At 67.4% G+C, this 19,755-nt stretch carries 13 protein-coding genes; 7 read left to right on the top strand and 6 right to left on the bottom strand.

Going from position 1 to position 19,755, the window contains the following annotated elements:
- Nucleotides 1-448 precede the first annotated feature (448 nt).
- From bcsA to L1787_RS00705, 5 genes are all read left to right on the top strand, one after another.
- Nucleotides 449-2,779: a UDP-forming cellulose synthase catalytic subunit gene (gene bcsA / locus L1787_RS00725; protein WP_235706552.1), complete on the top strand. Its 2,331-nt coding sequence runs from the start codon at nt 449-451 to the stop codon at nt 2,777-2,779.
- Nucleotides 2,776-5,580, top strand: a complete 2,805-nt coding sequence (locus L1787_RS00720; protein WP_235706551.1) for a cellulose biosynthesis cyclic di-GMP-binding regulatory protein BcsB — start codon at nt 2,776-2,778, stop codon at nt 5,578-5,580. Before bcsA ends, L1787_RS00720 begins: the two co-directional genes overlap by 4 nt.
- A 328-nt stretch (nt 5,581-5,908) precedes the next feature.
- Nucleotides 5,909-8,647: a hypothetical protein gene (locus tag L1787_RS00715; RefSeq protein ID WP_235706550.1), complete on the top strand. Its 2,739-nt coding sequence runs from the start codon at nt 5,909-5,911 to the stop codon at nt 8,645-8,647.
- A gap of 296 nt (nt 8,648-8,943) precedes the next feature.
- Entirely contained in the window at nt 8,944-10,749 is a 1,806-nt protein-coding gene (locus L1787_RS00710; RefSeq protein WP_235706549.1) for a family 16 glycosylhydrolase, read from the top strand.
- A gap of 119 nt (nt 10,750-10,868) precedes the next feature.
- Nucleotides 10,869-11,150: a hypothetical protein gene (locus L1787_RS00705; protein WP_235706548.1), complete on the top strand. Its 282-nt coding sequence runs from the start codon at nt 10,869-10,871 to the stop codon at nt 11,148-11,150.
- Between the two features lie 73 nt (nt 11,151-11,223).
- On the opposite strand, the gene L1787_RS00700 is transcribed toward L1787_RS00705, so the two are convergent.
- Nucleotides 11,224-12,273 carry a glycosyltransferase gene (locus tag L1787_RS00700; RefSeq protein WP_235706547.1) on the bottom strand — a complete coding sequence of 350 codons (1,050 nt, stop codon included), beginning with the start codon at nt 12,271-12,273 and terminating at the stop codon, nt 11,224-11,226.
- A gap of 23 nt (nt 12,274-12,296) precedes the next feature.
- Entirely contained in the window at nt 12,297-13,379 is a 1,083-nt protein-coding gene (locus L1787_RS00695; RefSeq protein WP_235706683.1) for a glycosyltransferase, read from the bottom strand.
- 265 nt (nt 13,380-13,644) lie between these two features.
- Between L1787_RS00695 and L1787_RS00690 the strand changes: the two genes are divergently transcribed.
- Nucleotides 13,645-14,478 carry a family 16 glycosylhydrolase gene (locus tag L1787_RS00690; RefSeq protein WP_235706546.1) on the top strand — a complete coding sequence of 278 codons (834 nt, stop codon included), beginning with the start codon at nt 13,645-13,647 and terminating at the stop codon, nt 14,476-14,478.
- Entirely contained in the window at nt 14,475-15,761 is a 1,287-nt protein-coding gene (locus L1787_RS25905; protein WP_235706545.1) for an O-antigen ligase family protein, read from the top strand. Before L1787_RS00690 ends, L1787_RS25905 begins: the two co-directional genes overlap by 4 nt.
- Here L1787_RS25905 and L1787_RS00680 read toward each other — a convergent pair.
- Genes L1787_RS00680 through L1787_RS00665 form a run of 4 tightly spaced genes read right to left on the bottom strand, consistent with a single transcriptional unit; the run spans nt 15,726 to nt 19,543 of the window.
- On the bottom strand, nt 15,726-16,673 hold the full coding sequence (locus L1787_RS00680; RefSeq protein WP_235706544.1) for a glycosyltransferase family 2 protein: 948 nt from the start codon (nt 16,671-16,673) through the stop codon (nt 15,726-15,728). The genes L1787_RS25905 and L1787_RS00680 overlap by 36 nt on opposite strands.
- Complete coding sequence (locus L1787_RS00675) at nt 16,660-17,577, bottom strand: glycosyltransferase family 2 protein (RefSeq protein WP_255720143.1); 918 nt, start codon at nt 17,575-17,577, stop codon at nt 16,660-16,662. Before L1787_RS00675 ends, L1787_RS00680 begins: the two co-directional genes overlap by 14 nt.
- Nucleotides 17,574-18,581, bottom strand: a complete 1,008-nt coding sequence (locus L1787_RS00670) for a glycosyltransferase family 2 protein (protein ID WP_235706543.1) — start codon at nt 18,579-18,581, stop codon at nt 17,574-17,576. The genes L1787_RS00675 and L1787_RS00670 overlap by 4 nt, the downstream gene beginning before the upstream one ends.
- Nucleotides 18,578-19,543 carry a glycosyltransferase gene (locus tag L1787_RS00665; RefSeq protein ID WP_235706542.1) on the bottom strand — a complete coding sequence of 322 codons (966 nt, stop codon included), beginning with the start codon at nt 19,541-19,543 and terminating at the stop codon, nt 18,578-18,580. Before L1787_RS00665 ends, L1787_RS00670 begins: the two co-directional genes overlap by 4 nt.
- Nucleotides 19,544-19,755: the final 212 nt, after the last annotated feature.

The raw sequence follows: 19,755 nt of genomic DNA, 5'->3' as shown, positions 1-19,755 counted from the left end.
GGCGGCACGCATGGCCGAATCGAATCAATTCGGCTTCTCTCGCGCGAGAGTGGCGGGCGATCCTTGAGCATTTGTTAACCTTGACGACGATTAACGTTAACTCCGTTGGATGACCGCCACGCAGGCCCGCGAGGCTCGGGAAGGCCATCCTTGAGAGGCTGCGATTAACGTCGCGTTCACCATCCCCCGCGAGCCTAGTCGGAGGGTTGGCGTGCGATTCGAGGCGGGCGCGCTTTGGCGCAGTCGGCCGCGTTGATTGCCGCGTGCGAATTCAGTAGTCACCATTCTGGCGACAGGATGGGCTCATGGTGCAGAACTTGCTATGAGGCACGAGCCCGAATTTGTCGGAAATGTGGCATACACAGCGGATGCAGACGGGCGTTGATTCGCCACGCGGCCACAGTTTGACAAATTTTGTCAGACTCGGGGTCTCATTGAGGACGGTGCCATGAGGTTTTTGGTTCTACTGCTCTGGCTGGCCGCGGTGGCGGTGATCCTCTTTATGGTGACGCAGCCGGTCAGCCTCGACACGCACTTCGTCACGTCTCTCATCATCGTGGTAATCATCGCGATTTTGAAGATGTTCGACCGGCAAGGCGCCTTCCGCGCCATCGTCCTCGCCCTCGGGACGGCCGTGGTGCTGCGCTATCTCTATTGGCGCACCTTCACGACCATTCCGCCGGTCTCCGAGCTGCAGAACTTCATCCCCGGCATTTTGCTCTATTTCGCCGAATTCTATTCGGTGATGATGCTGTTCCTGTCGCTGTTCGTGATCGCGGATCCGCTCAATCGGGCCAAGCGCACGCTGACGCGGGACGCCCCTCGCCCGACGGTCGACGTCTATGTGCCGACGATCAACGAAAGCCCGCAACTCCTCGCGACGACGCTGTCGGCGGCGAAACAGATGGACTATCCGCGCGACCGGCTGAACGTCTTCCTCCTCGACGATGGCGGGACGGACGAACGGACCGAGAGCGCCGATCCGCGTGTCGCGGCGACGGCGCAGGAGCGCCGGCGCGAGCTCCAGCAGCTCGCCCGCGATCTCGGCGTCAACTATCTGACGCGCTCGGCCAACATCAACGCGAAGGCCGGCAACCTCAACAACGGCCTTGCCCATTCGACGGGCGAGTTCGTCGCCGTGTTCGATGCCGACCACGCCCCCGCGCGCGACTTTCTGAACGAGACACTCGGCTATTTCTACGACGATCCGCGCCTCTTCCTGGTGCAAACGCCGCACTTCTTCATCAACCCCGACCCGCTCGAGCACAATCTCGAGACCTGGAACCGCATGCCGTCGGAGAACGAGATGTTCTACGGCGCGATCCAGAAGGGTCTCGACAAGTGGAATGCGAGCTTCTTCTGCGGTTCGGCCGCGGTGTTGCGCCGCTCCGCACTCGAAGAAATCGGCGGCTTCGCCGGTTCCTCGGTGACGGAGGACTGCGAGACCTCGCTCCAACTGCACCGCGAGGGCTGGAACTCCGCCTTCGTCGACCGGCCGATGATCGCCGGTCTTCAGCCCGAGACGTTCGCGAACTTCATCGGCCAGCGCTCGCGCTGGTGTCAGGGCATGATGCAGATCCTGTTCCTGAAGAACCCGTTGATCCAGGGCGGGCTCAGCTTGGCGCAGCGGCTTTGCTACATGTCGTCGATGTTCTACTGGCTGTTCCCGATCGCGCGGCTCATCTTCCTCTTCGCGCCGCTCTTCTATCTCTTCTTCGGCCTGTCGATCTTCGACGCGTCGGGCGCCGAATTCGCCGCCTATACGATCACCTACATCCTCGTGAACCTGCTGCTGCAGAACTATCTGTGGAGCCGGGTGCGATGGCCCTTCGTCTCCGAGCTCTATGAGACGATCCAATCGGTCTACCTGATCCGCGCGTTGGGCGCGGTGACGCTCAGTCCGAGGCGGCCGAAATTCCGCGTGACGACGAAGGGCGAGACGAACCGGACATCGCGCATTTCCGAGCTTGGCGGCCCGTTCTACTTCATTTTCTTCCTGCTCCTCGCGGGCGTCGTCGCCACGATCTATCGTGTCATCACGCAGCCCTTCGCGGCGGATATCGCGCTCGTCGTCGGCGGGTGGAATCTCTTCAACATCCTTCTGATGGGCGCGGCGCTCGGCGTCGTCGCGGAGCGGCGGCAGCTTCGCAGCTCGCAGCGCGTGGCGATCGACCGGCCGGCCGAGATCATCTATGGCGACCGCGTGATCCCGGCGAAGATCGACGACGTCTCGATTTCCGGTGCGCGCGTTCTCGTGCCGGCGAACGTGCTGCGGCAGATCAAGCCGGGCGAGCAGATCATCATGCGCTTCCAGCCGATGGCGCCGCTCTCCTCCAACGAGCTGCCGCTGACGGTCCGCTCGGTGGTGCGTGACGAAGGCGGCGTCGCTCTCGGCTCCGAGTTCGCGGTGGTCGATCCGCGCCAGTACGAGCTCGTCGCCGACCTCGTCTTCGCGAACTCGGACGAATGGGTCCGCTTCCAGGCCTCGCGCCGTAAGGATGTCGGCGTCATTCGCGGGGTGGTCGAATTCATCTCGCTCGCGATCTTCCAGATGGTGCGCGGGTTGTCCTACCTCCTCACCTCGGCGGGCCCTCGCCGCGCCGCGGCGGCCCCGAAACAGGCCGACACGCCCGCGGCGCAGAGCCCGGCCCAGCCTCAACCCCGACGCGGCGGCTTCATCGGCGCGGACCCCAACGCCATCGTCACCGGCGGCGGCTCCGCTGCGGCGATGCACGGCGGTGCAAGCTCCCGCCCGACGCATACACGAGCCGACCGATGAGGATTGCGATCATGCGTCCCTCCCGCCTTCTCGGCGCCACGGTGCTCTCGGCCGCGGTCCTCGGCCTCGCGCTGCCGGCCGTCGCCCAGCAGCAACCCGCCCCCTTCTCCTTCTCCCTCGACGGCGCCACGGCGGCTCCCGCCGCCCGGCAGTCCCCGGCCGGAGCGAACGCCAGCGAGGCGCCGCCGCAGCTTCCCCGCGGCGGTGCGACCAACACCGCGCCGGCGAGCAGCACCTCGCGCCCGGGCGCCCGCCCGTTCGACATCAACGGCGACGGTCGCGCCCCGCCCACCGAGGTCGTGGACGAAGAACAGGAATATTTCGGCCCATCGACGACGACCTCGCCGCTCTCGGCCGGCCGGCCGTCGCCCGATGTCCTGCCCCTCGACGCGATCAGCCAGGAGCAGCGGCGCGAGTTGCAGCGTGTCCTCAAGGAGGATTCGAGCCAGGTCCGCGAGCTGCGCGTCAATGTGGAGAATGACCAGGATTGGATCGATTCGGTCGTCGAGCGGCCGATCGTTCCCTTCCGCACGCTCCGCCTCGACGGTGAGATCGACTATCGCTCGTGGAGCGTCTTCCTCACCGCAGCCGAGGCTGCGCGCGGGGGAACGCTGTCGATCGCCTTCACCAATTCGGTTCTCGTCCTTCCCGAAGCCTCGCGCCTCCGCGTCTATCTCAACGGCCGCCAGATCGCGCAGACCGCGATCGACAGCCCGGACCGGACCAAGGTGATCGCGCTGCCCGTTTCCTCGCAGCTTCTGCGCCCCGGCGAGAATGCGCTGCGGATCGAGACCGACATGCGCCACCGCATCGACTGCTCGATCCAGGCGACCTACGAGCTGTGGACCCGGATCGACACCCGTCTCACCGGCTTCACCTTCGAGGGCGGCCGCATCCCGTTGAGCGGGATCAACGATCTCGGCGCGGTCGGCGTCGGAACCAACGGCGCGACGCGGCTGCGCATCTACCAGGAGCAGGCCGGCAACCCGACCAATATCGACCGGATGCTCCGCGCCGTTCAATCGGCCTCGCTGCGCGGTCGCTTCGCCCAGCCGCTCGTCGAGGTCGTCAACTCGATGGACGGTGCCGTCGCGACCCCCGGCATCCTCAACATCATCATCGGCCCTTACGAGGCCATCCGCGGCGTCTCCAACGTCGTGCCGCGCGAAGGCGCGCTCGGCCCCGTGACCGCGCTCGTCGACGATGCCGAGATCGGGCCGACCCTCGTGATCACCGGCCCCGGCGAGCGCGATGTCGACGCCGCGCTCGCCCGCTTCGACGCGCCCGAATTCGCCGAGACGCAGCAATCCCCGATCGCCGCCATCCCGCCCTGGATGGTGCCCGACAGCGTCCGGGTGAACGGTGCCGACACGGTGACGCTCCGCGATGGGGGTGTCGAGACGATCAACTTCTCCGGCCGCCACTTCACCACCCACTTCTCGGTGACGCTGCCGCCGGACTTCTACGCCGCCGCCTATGGCGAGGCGCTGCTCCTCCTCGACGCCGCCTATTCGAGCGAGGTCGAGCCCGGCAGCCGCCTCACCGTCTCGGTGAACGGGGTTCTGTCGACCGCGATCAGCTTCACCTCTTCGGCGGGCGAGGTCTTCGATTCCTTCCCCATCGTCCTGTCGATGCAGAGCTTCCGGCCCGGCATCAACGAGATCGAGATCGTCGCGGACCTCAACACACCGTCCGACCGCGCCTGCCTCCCAGGCGGGACGGTGCCGCAGCGCGATCGCTTCGCCCTCTTCTCGTCGACCCGCCTCGTCTTCCCGAACTTCGCGCGGATCGGCCAGCTTCCCAACCTCGCCTCCTTCGCGACCAACGGCTTTCCCTATCCGCTCTCGGCCGAGCCGGTCCGGGTCCATGTCGCCGGGCCGTCGAACGACACCATCGGCGCAACCGGCACCCTCCTCGCCCGCGTCGCGGCGAGCCGCGGGGCGCCGCTGCGCACCAATGTCGTCGAGGAGGTCGCTCCGTTCGGTTCGGCCGGCATGATCGTCGTCGGCGCGCTCTCGGACGTGTCGAACCTCGCGCTCGACGCGACCGGCGCATCGCGCGTCATTCCGTCCAACTGGCTGCAACCCTATGCGGCCGGCAGCGTCGGGAGCGGCGCGGAGCCGGAAGGCCTCGAACGCTATGACGACGTCCTGCGCCGCTTGCGCCAACAGCTTCGCCAGGAAGAGATCCGCCTCGACCGCGATGCCGCCGAGCCGCAGGACCCGGCCGAGCAGCAACGGGCGCTCGACCAGCGCAACGAGACGCTGCGCACCCGCGAGCGCTGGGCCGAGAAGCTCGGCCAGGGCTCCGGCGTGTCCCGCTGGATCAACCAGGCCAAAAACAAGGTGCGCGAGGCGATCAAGCTCAACATCACGTTCGGCCGCAACGAGGACGCGCTCGGCATGGCCGCGCCGATGATCTCGGAAAACGCCTCGCTCGTGATGGCGCAAGGCCAGGCGCCCGACAATCCGCAGACCGCATGGACGCTCGTCACAGCGCCCTCCCCGGCGCTCCTGTCGACGTCGATGGCGGCGATTTCCTCGCCCGATATGTGGGACCGAATCGGCGGGCGCATCACCGCTTACGACCTCGAAAGCAATTCGGTCGAAGTCGTGCCGGTCGATCAGGTCTCCTATCTCGCGACGCTGCCGCTGTCCTTCGGCAATCTCCGCCTCATCGCGGCAAACTGGTTTTCGATCAATAACGGCGTCTACGCCATCGCGCTCGTCGCCGTCGGCATCTTCCTCGGGTTCATCACATGGGTGTTCGTGACCCCGCTTGGACGGCGCAACAAACGCTGAGGCTTCACCGCTTCAGCGCTCACCAACACGTCTCGCGGCCGCGTCGGTCCGCGGGGCGTTCAGATGATCGACGACCGCACGCACCGGGCCTTCGACGGCACCAGCATGCGGGTGGACAAACGTGCCGCGTACCGGTGCGACTTACCATTCATTAACTGTGTTGATTCAGACTCGTGCGCATACATCCAACGACGTCTCGTGATTTCGACTTCGCATTCGGTCGCGCGCAAGACTCGGACAGCTTCGCGAGGAGCGAATGGTGAAACACTCGATTGAAGCCCACGAGATCAAACCGCCTCTCGCCTTGCGCCCAAAAGAACCGTTCTCCGTGGAAGATGGCGCCCGCCGCCTCGCCCGGGCCGCCGGCCGGCACGCCCGCACGATCCCGTCGGGCGCGACCTCTCCCATCAAGCCGGTGGTCCTCGGCGTCACCGCCGCGCTGATGGTCGGCTTCGTCTTCGATGTCGGCCCGTGGTCGGCGATCACCGGCCGCCTTCTCGGCACGGCGGACGCGCAGGAGGCCCTGCAGCAACGCCAGTCGTCGGATGCATCCGTCCCCTCCGAGGCCGATCGCGCGGCGCTGCGTTATTTCGCACGCGAGGGCGACGTCGACCGGCTCGAGGCGGAGCTGCGCCGGTTGCGCGCGCTCTATCCGGGCTGGCAGCCTCCGCGGGATCTCCTCGACCCGCAGGGGGAGGATACCGAGCTGCAGCGCATGTACGATCTCGTCGGCGAGCAGCGCTATGAGGAGGCCCGCGCCGCGATCGCCGAACGGCGTCAGCGCGATCCGTCCTGGACGCCGCCTGCGCGGCTCACCGATCTCATCGACCTCGCCGGCGTCCGCGAAGAGCTGCTCACGGCGAGCAATGCACGCAATTTCCGCGAAGTCCTGTCGCTCGCCGAGAGCAACGAGCGGATCCTCACCTGCGACGATGTCGATTCGCTCTGGCGCGTCGCCGAGGCGTTCGCCCAGACCGGCCGTCCGCAGCGCGGGTTCGACGTCTATGCCTATATCGTCAACACCTGCACCGATCAGGCCGTGCGCGGGGCGAGCCTTCAGAAGGCCGCCGCCCAGCTCGACCCGACCTATGTGACCGAACTCTTCGAGCTCGGCCAGACCGGGCCCGACGGGCAGAACGAATTCACCAACGCGCGGCTCGACATCATCCGCGGCGCCGTCGCACGCGGCGGCGAGATCGAGGGCGTGATCGTCCCCGCCGAATGGCTCCAGCTCCTCGCCGATCATGCCCGCACCGGGCAGGATCTGCAGGATGCGATGCTCGTCGGCTTTTACCTCTACCGGCAGGGCAATCCCTCCGAGGCGGCGCAGTGGTTCCGCTTCGCGCTCGACAACGGGCTCGGCTCGGACGCGGCCGAGGGCTATATCGTGGCCCTCCGCGCCACCGGAAACCGCGATGACGAAGCGCTCGCCCGCGAGGTCGCCTATCAGTGGCGCGAGCAGACGCCGGAGCTGATGGAGGCCTATCTCGATGCCCTCGCCACGATCCTGACGGCGGACGAGTTCGGCGAGCGCTCCATCCTCGACGTCGAGCAGTCGTCGGTCGACCGCTTCGTGCCGGTCGTCATCAATCAGCGTGACGCCAACGGCGCCCAGGCGCTCGGCTGGTACGCCTTCAACACCTGCCAATTCATCATCGCCGAAGAGTGGTTCATCACTTCGGCGAACTGGGTGCCGACCGAAGCCGCGATCTACGGCCTCGCCCTCACCCGCCTTCGTCTCGGCGACCAGGCCGGCTTCAGCGAGGTGGTGGCCGAGTGGGGGTCGCTCTACCCGTCGGTGAACGGGCTCGCGACGGGCGAGGACATCGCGCCGATCGATCCCGTCACCGGCGCGCCTGACGATCCGACGGCGCAGGTGGGCGTTTCCTCCGTGGTGTGCGATCCCGCCGAGCGGGAGCGCCTGCGCCGCCTCCTCGTCGAGCAGCAGCGCGCCTCGGGCGACCTGATGACCACCGAGGCGGGCTCGCTGACGGCCGTTCCGGTTCAGGTTCGCGCCCTCGCCTCGCGGCCGGACGGCATGGAGCGGCCGGAGATCCCGCGTCGCTCCGTCGTGATCCGGCCGGAGCCCCAGGAGCCGAGCAGCCTCCTCATCCAGGCGCAGACGCCGCCGCTGCCGGTCCCGACGGGTCCGGTCCGCCAGGCCGTCCCCAACACGGCGAGCCCGAATTATGGCGGCGAGTCGCTGGAGGATCGCGTCCTGCGCGAACGGGCGGCCGAGAATGCCGCCCGCTACGGAACGACGCCGACCGCGCCGAGCACCGCACGGCCGATCGAGCGGCGCACCACGGTCGTCACCGGCGGCAATCGCGCGGTCGATACCGGCGGCGCCACCGTCCAGCGCCGCGTGCGCCAGGGCCTGCCGACGACGGTCGACGAGGATGTCTATCGCATCGTGGAGCGCCCCCGCACGACGAGGACGCGCAGCAGCGGCGGCGGCGGCGGTTCGTCGGCTCAGTCGGCGCTCGCGAGCCGGAATTACGGATCTTGCGTCGCCATCACCGATGCGTCGATCCGGTCCGGGCGCCTTTCGGCGGCCGACGCTGCGGCGCGCGGCTACTGCCTCCTCCAGCTCGAACGGCCGGTCGAGGCGGCGCAGGCCTTCCAGCTCGCCCGCGTGAAGTCTCGCATCGGCAGCAACCAGGCCGCCGACGCAGCCTATGGCTCCGCGCTCGCGGCGATCGCCACCAACAACACCAACGAGGCGGCGGTCGCGGCGACCAGCGCCCCGATGTCCCGCGCGCGGCGGACCGAGCTGCAGATCGGCATCCTCACCCAGCGCGCAATCGCCGCCAATCGCGATGGCCGCTATGTCGAGGCACTCTATTATCTCGACCAGCGCTCGCGGATTGCGCCGCTGCAGAAGGATCTGATGCTTCTGCAGGGCTACGCCTACCAGAATGCCGGCGACTTCCGGTCCGCGCAGAAGATCTTCCGGGCCGTCCACGGGGCGGGCGCGAGCAGCGAATCGATGCGCGCCATCAACGTCGCCGAAGAGCGGAAATACCCGCCGCAGACCCGCTCCACGGTGGGCGACAGCTACCGCTGACGCCGCCACCCCATCACGACGATGCAAGAGCCGGGTTCGCCCGGCTCTTTTCGTTTGCGCGGCGGCAACGGCAACTGGGGGCTGTGGCAAATCGGCCATCGGCGCTTTATCCGGCAATCGCCGCGATGCAAGTCAACATATGTTAGTTAAACTGGCCGCCAGACTGCGCAAACTGCCCAAGTCCTAAGGCAGACATTCGTATTCGCCGCCAATTCGTTGCCTCGAAACGAAACCATACCACGACATTCACGGCGTCATCAGCGCAGACATGCACGAGCGAGCGGGAGCATCGGGGAATGGACGACGACGCGTACCCTTTTTACGATTCCTTCGACACGATCAGCAGCGAATACTGGCATCGATCGAACCACACCAACGAAAATTCGTGGATCAACACGAGTTGGGCGTATGGCAACACGATCCAGCACGACAGCGAGTTCGAGCTCGTTCTCGAGCGCAGAGAAACCGACGGGAAAGAGTTTACCGGGGCGGAGATCCAGAGCAACGACAAGTTCGGATACGGCCGCTACGAAATCGAGATGAAACCCTCCGGCGAAACCGGCGTCCTCTCAACCTTCTTTCTCTACACCGGCGAATATTACGGTGACATGTGGAACGAGATCGACTTCGAGTTCATCGGAAACGATCCGACCCATGTCCGGCTGAGCTACTACTATAACGGCTCCTCCTACCACGAGGACGTGGCGCTCGGTTACGACGCCTCCGAAACCTTCGTGACCTACGCCATCGAATGGCTGCCGGATTCGATCCGCTGGTATGCCGGCGACACGCTCCTTCACGAGGTGATCGATCCGCTCGTTCCCGTGCCGGACTCGCCGGCCAAGATGTTCATGAGCATCTGGGCCGGTGTCGAAAGCGAGTTCGGCGCCCCGACCTTCGAGACCAGCACCTCGGCGCATTATCGCGGCGTCTCTTTCGAGCCGTTCGACGTCACGCAGGATCCGGACGCGGCGCCCTTCAAGCTCACCCTCTACGACGCCGATACCGACACGGTGATCGCCCCGATCACCGACGGCGCGGTCATCGAGGTGGAGAATCTCGACACCACCAAATTGTCGATCCTCGCCGCGCCGACCAACGCCGCGACCCGCTGGGAGACATCGAGCCTCACCCTCGATCTCAGCGGCGCGATGGCGCACGAGCAGATCGAGAACTACAAGCCATGGGGCCTGTTCGGCGACCGCTATAGCGATCTGTGGGGCCGCTATTTCAGCGAGGGCGATTACGCGCTCAACCTCACCGCCTATTCGGAGCTCCAGGGCGAAGGCGACGTTCTCGGCCTCGCCGATTTCGACTTCACGCTCGTCGCCGCCGATCCGGCCGAGGAGCCGGCGCCGAGCCCGCTCCGCATCGTCCTCTTCGACACCGAGACCAACCGGCCCATCGCCACGCTGACGGACGGAGCGACGGTCGATCCCGCGCTGTTCTCCGATCACGACCTTTCAGTCCTCGTCACCATCCTCGACGAGACGTTGGCCGCGACCGCCGACAGCATCGCCTTCAACCTCGACGGGCCGGTGGCGCACGAGCAGATCGAGAATGCCGCCCCCTGGGCCCTGTTCGGTGATCGCGGCAGCCTCATTCACGGCCGCGATTTCGCCGAGGGTGCCTATACGCTCGATCTCTCGCTCCACCCGCGCAACGATGGACGCGGCGGGACCGAGCACAGCGAGAGCCTCACCTTCACCGTCGAACGCGGCGGCGACACCAACGGCGAAGGCGAGGCACCCGAGAACGACCTCAGAGTGTTCCTGATCGACGCCGACAACGACACGATCATCTCCCGCCTCCAAGACGGCGACACGGTCGACGCCGACACGATCGGCACGCGCAATCTGTCCGTTCTCGTCCGCAGCGGCGATCCGCGCACCGAAAGCGTCGTCTTCGAGCTCGACGGGGCCTATGCGCACGAGCAGGTCGAGAACGTCGCCCCGTTCGCCCTTTTCGGCGACCGCGATCCCCTCTTCCACGGCCGCGATCTGCCCGACGGCGACTATTCGCTCGCGATCGCGAGCCATGTCCGCGCCGGCGGCAACGGGGCGCTGCTTGCGAGCCTCGATCTCGACTTCACCATCGCCTGAGGCGAAACACGGCGGCGATTGTCTGTTTCGCCCGCCCGCCCTGATGCGCTAAAGCGGGGGCAGTCGAAGCGCACGGCACGCGGGCCGGAAGGCGCCGACGGCCGACGATAGGAGTTCGTATGATCCGCAGCATCACCCTCGCCGCCAGCATCCTCGTTCTCTCGCTCGCCGGGGCCGGCGCCGAGGAAACGCTTCCGAAGAGCATCATGGAGGCGCCGACCGAGACGCAGGCGTCCGAGCCCGGCGTCGAATCGATCGCGCAGGAGGCGGCCGAGGTCGGCGAGGAAGGCACCGAGGCCGGCGGCATGGAGCGGACGGAAGACGAGATGATCGAAGCCGAAGACAATGACGGCTGCGTCACCAACGAAGACACCGGCGGCTGCCCCGGCGAATTCAACTGACACCGCCACGGGCGCGGGTGTGCGCCGTCACGCGCCCACCATCGCCCGGCCGCCTCACCCCTGAGGCAGGCGCTTACAATGCAGGCCGCGCCCCTCTATCCGCGAGCGCGGTGAGAAAGCGTGAAATATCGGCGCCCACCTTCGGCCACGCATAGGCGGTGAGGTCGGGCGCCGTCTCGCTCGGAAGCGGCGCCGCGAGCGCGTCTTCGAGCACGTCGGTCGAGATGTCCCCGTCGAAGAGACGGACCCAATCGGCGCCGACCGCCTCCCTCAACTCCGGCAAGCTGCCGATCGCGGGGGCGAGGATCGGCTTGTTGCGCCCGAGGGCATGGAGCGCGACGCCGCTGTTCAGGATATTGCGGTAGGGCAGGACGACGAGATCGTGCGCGTCGATGACGCGCTCCAGCTCCTCGTCGGCGACGAACGCGTCGCGGATGTCGATCGCGATGCGCGGATCGCCGGCCGCCCGGCGGGCGATCTCCTCGCCGAGGCCCGCCTCTCCGGCCGTGCCGATCACCGTCAGCGCGAACGGCGCACGCGCGACCCCGCGCGCCGCCTCGACGAGGCGCTCCACATTCTTGTAGCCTCGGATATTGCCGAAAAAGAGTACCCGATTGCCCCATTCCGCCGCGCGCAGCGGACGGGGCGGCGTGCCCGCTCCATAGCGCCCGTGGACCGTCACGAGCTCCTTCGCGAAGCGCAGGCCCGGATAGAGGCGGCGCGCCTCCTCCCGCGAGGAGCGGGAGAGGTAGACGACCCCGTCGAGAAGGCTCGTGAACAGATGGCTCGTCAGCGCCGAGCGCATCGACCCGCCATCGTGCGGCTCGAGATTGTGCGCCACCCAGACGAAGCACGTCCCGTGCCGCCACTTGTCCCTCGCCATCTTGGCGAGGAGCGTGAGGGTCGCCTTGCGGCGCGTCGGGCGGAAGAACTCCGTCGGCCAGTGAAAGACGACGACATCGTACGCCCCCCGCCCGAGCCCGTCCCATTCGAACGAGACGATATCGAGCGCCGCGGGATCGATGTGGCGCGAAAAGAGCCCCGAATAGGCGTTGGCGGGGGCGCTCACCGGCTTCAGCGCGAGCCGGGGCCTCGCCCGATCACGCGGGGCGGACGCCGCCATGGCCGGCGATCGCTGCAACATCGCTAGGCCGCGACCGGGCGAGCGGCGCGAGCGGCGGCGGCCTCCATGACGTCCATGAAGGTCTCGAACTGCGCGCCGGCCTGAAGCGCGGGACGCTCGGCATAGCGCCTCGCCGCCTCGCTCGCCCCGTCATAGGCGGCCGGATCGGTCCACAGATGCCGCAGCGCGGCGGCCCAATCCTCGAGCGGCGCGTCATAATCGAGCGTCACGCCGCCGGGGCCGATCGCCTCGGGAAGACCGCCGCGGGTCGAGCCCACCACCGGGATCCCGCTGCAATGGGCCTCGGACGCGACGCGGCCCCAGGCCTCCTCCCATTTGCTTGGCGCGAGCAGGATTTTCGTGCGGCCATAGACGGTCTTCATGTCGTCGGTGCGGCGCATGAAGGTGACGTTGGCGAGCCCGTCGAGCTCGCCGCGAATGCGGGCGAGCGCCGCATCGTCGAGCCGCCAACTCTCCACGAACAAGAACGGGATTTCGGGGCACGCCTTCGCGAGCGCGAGCGCCTTCTCGTACCCTTTTTCGGGATAGAGATTGATGAAGGTGACGAAGTTCCGGCTCGTCTCGAAGCGGTATTTCCCGGCATCGATCGTCGGCGGAATGACGACGCTGTCGATCCCGAACGCGTCTTTATAGGCGCCGGCGGTAAACGCGGAATTGGCGATGAAGCGTGCACCGGGCAGCTCGCGCACATCCCCTTCGAGCTCGTGATATTCGACGTTTCGCAGATAGACGACGAGCGGCACGTCATAGGCGGCGAGCGCCTTTCCGACCCGAACCGCCTTGTGGCATTGAACGAGCGCGGCGTCCGGCTTGAACGCGTTCACGACGTGGCCCGCCGCATCCCAAGGAAACCACGCCCGCATCACCTTGTAGCCGAGGGTGTGGTCGGTCGCGACGGGTGCGCGGCCCATCTTCAGCTTCACCCGTGCCTTGAAGCCGAACAGGCTGTCGCCGAAGAGGGCGGCGAGGACGGCCGCGTCGTGTCCGGCCGCGATCGTCTGGCGGACCAGATGGTCCGTGCTCGACTGAACACCGCCGTTGAATTCGGGAAGATAGCCGTTGCCGCCGGCGAACAGGATTCGCACCACAGATCCTCCATTGGCCGGCTCGGTCCGGATCCGCCCCGTTCAAGAGGCGCGCGGCCTGTCGTCGCAAGCCAGGCGTCCGGCGAGCGCGGGAATGCGCGAGGCCGCTCGCCATCGCCTCGACGGTTGGCGGCCTGATCCGACATTGCAGTGCAGCATAAATGGGCGACCCACACTATCATATGTTGATCCCTCCTCTTATGGCATGGGCCAAAGCTGACGACGCCGCTTGCCGTCGAGCGGCCATTTGCCCGCGGAGGATGGAATGTCGCCTGTTCCCCCGATGAGATCGCTTTCGGCGCTCGCCCTCTCCCTCGTTCTCGCTGGACCGGCCGTCGCCGGCGATGCCTTCATCGATCGGTTCGACCGGCTCGATGGCCAGCGCTGGACGATCTCGAACGGATGGACCAACGGCGCGCACATGGGCTGTATCTGGCAGCGCGACGAGGTCAGCGTCGGCAACGGCGCGCTCTATCTGCGCCTCACCAAGACGCCGACCGAGACCGACAAAGGCGAGACGCGCGACTATGCGTGCGCCGAGATCCAGAGCCGCGAGACCTACGGCTTCGGCCTCTATGAAGCGCGGATCAAGGCGGCGCGCGGCAGCGGCCTCGTCTCCGCCTTCTTCACCTATACCGGCCCCCATCTCGGCGATCCGCACGACGAGATCGACGTCGAGATCCTCGGTCGGTCGATGGACGAGTTCGACAGCAACCATTTCGTCGCCGGCAAGGACCAGGGCGCGGTTAAGATCCCGCTGGCGGCCCCCGCCGATCGCTCGATCATCGATTATGCCTTCGAATGGACCCCCGACGCGCTGCGCTGGTACGTCAACGGAACGCTGGTGCGCGAGGTGACGGAGGGCCCGATGCCGGAGGCCGATCAGAAGATCTTCTTCAGCATCTGGAATGGCGGACGCGGCACAACGGAATGGCTCGGCGAGCCCGATCCGTCGATCGAGTGGGCGGCGATGATGGTCGACTATGTCGCTTATACGCCGATAGGCGAGACGTGCCGCTTCGCCGGCTCCGCGAGCTGTTCACCCAACTGGGAGGTGCGGGGCACGCGGGCCGACGAGGGAGAAAGCGCCACCCAGTGACCCGTATTGCGAAGCGCATCGTCACCGCAGAGCCCGCGAACACGGCCTATATCGCCGCGGCGATGACCGTGTCGATGTTCGTCTTCGCCTATTCGACGCGCTTCGGTCAGGTCTCCATCCTCGCCCTTTACGCCGTCTGGTTCTTGCCGCTCGCGGTCGAGCCGCGCCTGGCGCTCAAATATTTCGGCGGCACCCTCGCGGTGTTCGCCCTCGCCGGCCTCGCGATCGCCTCGACGCTGTGGTCCGATCATCCCTCCGGCACGCTGCGCACGGGGATCCAGTACGCGACGACGATCGTCTGCGCGGTCGTCGCGGCGCGGATCTCGGGGCGAACGGGCTTCGTCCTCGGCGGGCTCATCGGCTCGATCCTCGTCGGCCTCTATTCCCTCGCGATCGGCGGCTACCATTATGACGTGATCGACGCGACCTACGCCTTCACCGGCGCCTTTTCCTCCAAGAACCAGCTCGGCTTCTTCTCTTCCCTCGCGATCCTGTTCGGCATCGCGGCGCTCTTCGAGCGCTCGGTGGCGATGCGCCTTCTCGGCTGCATCGTGATGGCGCTCGGCGGATTCCTGCTGGTTTCGTCGGATTCGGCGACCTCGCTGATCACCGTCGCGGGGGCGGCGCTCGTCATGGGCGCCATCCTCGCCGCATCGCGGACGAAGCCGACGGTGCGGCTCGTCCTCATCGGGCTTGCGGGGCTCTTTCTGGGCGTCCTCGTCGTCGTCGCGATCCAGTTCGGCGTCTTCAGCGGCGTGCTCGGCGCGTTCGGCAAGGATCCGACGCTGACGGGGCGGACCTATCTGTGGAGCAAGGGGATCGAGGCGGCGGGGGGAAGTCCGCTCTTCGGCATGGGCTATCAGGCGTTCTGGCGGATCGGCTATCCGCCGGCGGAGGATTTGTGGCGCGAGTTCTACATCACCGCGCGCACCGGCTTTCACTTCCACAACACCTATATCGAGATGGCGGTGGGGCTCGGCCTCGTCGGTCTCGGGCTCATGGTGGCGATGCTCGTGACGCTCCTCGTCCAGTCGGCCGGGACGATCTTGCGCGCGCGCGTCACGGTCTTCAACGCGCTGACCATCACCTTTGCGCTCTTGCTCCTGATGCGCTCCTTCGTCGAGATCGACTTTCTGATGCCCTACACGGTGGGCACCTTCCTGCTCTATTTCGCGATGGTCCGGCTGATGGAGGAGCGCGCCAGAGCGCACCGCACGACGCGCCGGACACGCCGCGCGCCGGCCCGTTCAGCCCGCCATCTTGGCCCGCAGTTCGCCGCGTAGGCGCTTGAGGCGCGCGGCGATCGGATAGCGGAAATGCCAGGCGGCCCCCGGCCGGGCAACAACGCGCGCCAGCGCCGCACGGATCCGGTTTTCCTTCAGCGCGTCGACCGCGTCGATGAAGGCGGCGGCGTCGTCGAGCGCGCGGGTGCGTTCGGCGAGCGCGCGGCGGGCATTCGCATCGAGCGTGTGGCGGAGCGCGAAATCCTCGTCCGCCCGCTTCATCGCCGCGACATGACGCGCCGCGAGCCGGGCGGAAATCGACCCCTCCCGGCGGCGATAGAGATAACCGGCGCTCGGCTCCACCGCACAGCGTGCACCGCCGGCGAGCGCGTCGGCCATCAGGAGATAGTCCTCGCCGATGCGCAGGCTCGCATCGTAGCGTAGCATGAGCCGGTCGAGCATTTCGCGGCGGAAGAAGGGCTTGGCGTAGCCGAGGCTCTGATTGCGCGCGAAGGGATGGTTGCCGGCGATATAGGTCGCAAGGTCCATCTCGCGCATCGCGGCGAGCTGCGGTTCGGCGATGAGCGGCTCGGGCGGCGCGTCCTCTCGTTCGACGAGGACATTGTCGATCACGATATCGGCGCGGCTCGCCTCGGCGCATTCGACGAGCCGTTTGAGGCGGCCCGGCAGGAAGACGTCGTCGGCATCGAGCACTGCGACATAGGCGCCGCGCGATTCTTCGATGGCGCGATTGCGCGCCGCGCCCGGTCCCCCGTTCGCCTCCATCGCATGGACGGCGACGCGCGGATCGGCGATCGCGCGGGCGACGGCAAGCGTGTCGTCGGTCGAGGCGTCGTCGACGATCACGACTTCGATCGAGACGCCCTGATCGAGCGTGCTCGCAACGGCCTCGGGAAGGCTGTCGGCCGCATTGTAGGCGGCGACGACGACGCTGACATCAATTGGCGGCAATGGACCGATCCGCCCCGTACTGAACGAGCGTGCGCATCCCGAGAAGCTGGGCGACCACGCCGGCGTGGAGGCTCGCCCGCAACGTCCAGGAAATGCGGCGGCGGGCGAAGGGAAGCATCGCAAGCGCCGCGACGGTGCAGACGCCGCATTTCGCGCCGGCGAGCGCGAGGGAACGCCCCTGCCCGACAGGCCCCCGCGCCGCCTGCGCGAGGAGCAATCCGTGCGTCTGGCCGGAGCGGAATTTGCGCTTCATCAGCCAGCCGAGCGACTGGCGCCGCGCGTCGACCCGCTCGCTGACGATCGCGTCCGGCGCCTCGACGATGCGCGCGCCGAGGCGGAAGGCGCGGGCGAAAAACTCCGTGTCCTCCCCACCCGTGCGGCCGAGATCGGGGCGGAAGCGCGCCCCGGCGAGGGCGGGCGCATCCCGGCGGAACAGGACGTTCGAGGTGTAGCCGGTGCGGATCGTCCCGCCGACATGGACGGGACCGGCGGAGTGAAAGTCCCCGTCCCGCATCCAGCGCGGCGCCGCCTCGTCATAAAGGGCGACGACCGGGCCGAGAACGATGTCGGCCCCGGTCTCCTCCTGGCAGGCGAGGAGGCGGGAGAGCCAAGCGGGATCGGCGATCTCGTCATCGTCCAGGATGGCGACGAAGGGCGCCGTCGCGGCGTCGAGCGTCGCATTCCGGGCAATCGAGATATTGCGCGCCGGGGCGTGACGGTAGACGAGATCGAGGCCGAGATCGGCTCCGATCGCCTCGATCGCCGGGCGGGCGGCGTCGGTCTCGTCATTGTCGGCGACGATCACGCGGATCGTCGCCGGGGCCGCCTGATCCGCGAGCGAGCGGAGGGTCTCGCGGATCGAGGCGCGGCGAAAGGTGCACACGCAGACATCGACGTTCGTCATCGTCGGTATCCCTTCAACAGCCCTTCCCAGAACCCGAGCGACCAGGCGAAATGCATGATCATGGCCGCCGGACCCGCGAAGAGAACGCATCGCGACGCTTCTTTGAGCCGCAAGAATGCGCCGAAAGCGAGGCTTGCCCCCGCCCAGGCCACCATCGGCAGCGCGAGCAGCGCGGCGAGCGGCGCGCCGAAGGCCGCGACAACGAGCGCGACGAGGCCGATCGCCGTCGCGGGCGCGACCGTTGCGGGGATCAATTGGCGCAGTTTCGGCCAGGCGTGGTGCTTGGCGATCGTCATCGCCCGGCCTCGGCCATAATTGCGGTATTGCCGGAAGAGCGAGCCCGGCGCGTTGCGGGGATTGTAGACCAGCGACACCCGATCGCTCTGCCAGATCCGCCCGCCATTGGCCGCGAGGCGGAGGTCGAACTCGGCATCCTCGTTGTGGCTGAAGGCGGGGTCGTAACCGTCGATCGCCCGGAAGGCGTCGGCGCGGATGAGCGCGTGATGACCGTGGTCGACATAATTCGCCTTCGCGCCGACACGGTGACCGGAATTGCCGGCCCCGAGGCGCGAATTCTGTGCCGCCGCGACGGCGCGCTGGAAGCAGCCCTCCCCCTCCGTCCGCATCGCGACGACCACCGATTCCGCCGCCACCCGCTCCGCCTCGATGAGGAGTCCCCGGCAATAATCGGGCGGATAGTGGCTATGGGCGTCGATGCGGATCAGATATTTCGCGCGGCCACCGAACAGCGCCACGGCGCGGTTGATCCCGGCGCTTTGGATCTTGTCCGGGTTGTCGATCAGCACGACACGCGGATCGCGCGCGGCGATCGCCTCGACGATCGCGATGGTGCCGTCAGTGCTTCCCCCGTCCGCGACCACGATCGCGAGCGGCACCGCGTCCGCCTCGGCGAGGAGCTGGTCGATCAGCGGGCCGATATGGCTCGCCTCGTTGAGGGTCGGAAGGACGACGAGCGTCTCGGCGAAGGTGAAGGGCGCGTTCATGCCGCAAGCTCCACGCGCGGCATGGCGCCGGTGATCAGCGCGACGAGCGCCGCGCAGTCGCCGTCATCGGCCACGAAATCGCCGGTCGGAACGCGGGCGACCTTTGCCGCCTCGGCCCGGTAGGCCTCGCCGTCGAGCGTTCGCAGGCGATCGGCGAGCGCCTCGGCCGGATCCGCGCCGAGGACGAGCCCATAATCGCGATCGGCAAGGAAGCGGGCGATCTCGGTGCCCTGCCGCGCGATCGGGACCGCGCCATAGAGCCCGCCTTCATAAAGGCGGTTGGGCAGGAGCCATTCGGAGTTGGCGTCCGCCTCATAATAGTCGATCGCCCAGACGAAATGGACGTCCGCATAGATCGCCGCCAGGTCGTCCGGATTGCGATAGGCCCCCTCGAAGGCCACGTTCGGCGCCGCCGCGAGCTCGGCAGCGAGGTCGTCGAAGATCGCCGCCGACGGACGACCGCGAACGACGATCTCGGCGAGCCCGTCGAGCGTGGCGGCGAGCTGCTTCAGAAGATCCACCGAGCGCCGGTCGCGCAGCGCGCCGAAGAGGCCGATCCGCCAGGGCGGACCGTCGGCGAGGCGTGGCGATGGCGGCGGCGCTGCCCAGCCGGGCACCTTGTTTTCGACGAGATGGACGGGCGCCCGTACCCCGGAGAGCGGCTCGAAATACTGGCGGACGAAGGCGGGCGAACTCGTGATCACCGCGCTCACATTGGCCGCGAGGCGGCGCTCCACCTCGCGCAGCGCCCGCCCCTTCACGGAGCGGTCGAGGAGGAGGCGGTGGATGTCGAGTACCTCGTAGCTGAGCGGCACCGCGCGCGGCAGCTTGCCGCGGACCGCCGCGCCGAGGGACAGCATCTCAAGATTGCGCGCCAGCACCGCATCGACGGCGCCGACCGCGCGCGCGAGCCGTCCGGCGCGCGCCGAAGCGGTCATCACCTGCGCGGCACGGTTCGCCATTCGGGCGTCATGGGTCCGCCCGAGAGCGATCGGAAGGACCCCGGCGACGCTGCCGGGCGGGCTTTCGGTCCGATGAAATCCAGCGAGAACGACGCTCGCTCCGCCGCGCTGCAACATCGTGACGCGGCGGGCGACCGCAGAATCAGCCAAATCGTGGACGAGATACAAGATTCGCACGGCAGCCGCTCTGGTTGTGAAATGCACCTGAACGA

Origin of the sequence: Acuticoccus kalidii (assembly GCF_021556395.1) — a bacterium.
GTDB classification, from domain to species: Bacteria; Pseudomonadota; Alphaproteobacteria; order Rhizobiales; family Amorphaceae; genus Acuticoccus; species Acuticoccus kalidii.
Note: the sequence above shows the minus strand (reverse complement) of the source record. Positions and strands in the feature narration are given on the sequence as shown.

What these genes read in the sequence shown, in the direction of transcription:
- bcsA (WP_235706552.1), top strand. Translation starts at nt 449, where the DNA reads ATGAGGTTTTTGGTTCTACTGCTCTGGCTGGCCGCGGTGGCGGTGATC.
- L1787_RS00720 (WP_235706551.1), top strand. Translation starts at nt 2,776, where the DNA reads ATGAGGATTGCGATCATGCGTCCCTCCCGCCTTCTCGGCGCCACGGTG.
- L1787_RS00710 (WP_235706549.1), top strand. Translation starts at nt 8,944, where the DNA reads ATGGACGACGACGCGTACCCTTTTTACGATTCCTTCGACACGATCAGC.
- L1787_RS00705 (WP_235706548.1), top strand. Translation starts at nt 10,869, where the DNA reads ATGATCCGCAGCATCACCCTCGCCGCCAGCATCCTCGTTCTCTCGCTC.
- L1787_RS00700 (WP_235706547.1), bottom strand. Translation starts at nt 12,273, where the DNA reads ATGGCGGCGTCCGCCCCGCGTGATCGGGCGAGGCCCCGGCTCGCGCTG.
- L1787_RS00690 (WP_235706546.1), top strand. Translation starts at nt 13,645, where the DNA reads ATGTCGCCTGTTCCCCCGATGAGATCGCTTTCGGCGCTCGCCCTCTCC.
- L1787_RS00675 (WP_255720143.1), bottom strand. Translation starts at nt 17,577, where the DNA reads ATGACGAACGTCGATGTCTGCGTGTGCACCTTTCGCCGCGCCTCGATC.
- L1787_RS00670 (WP_235706543.1), bottom strand. Translation starts at nt 18,581, where the DNA reads ATGAACGCGCCCTTCACCTTCGCCGAGACGCTCGTCGTCCTTCCGACC.
- L1787_RS00665 (WP_235706542.1), bottom strand. Translation starts at nt 19,543, where the DNA reads ATGGCGAACCGTGCCGCGCAGGTGATGACCGCTTCGGCGCGCGCCGGA.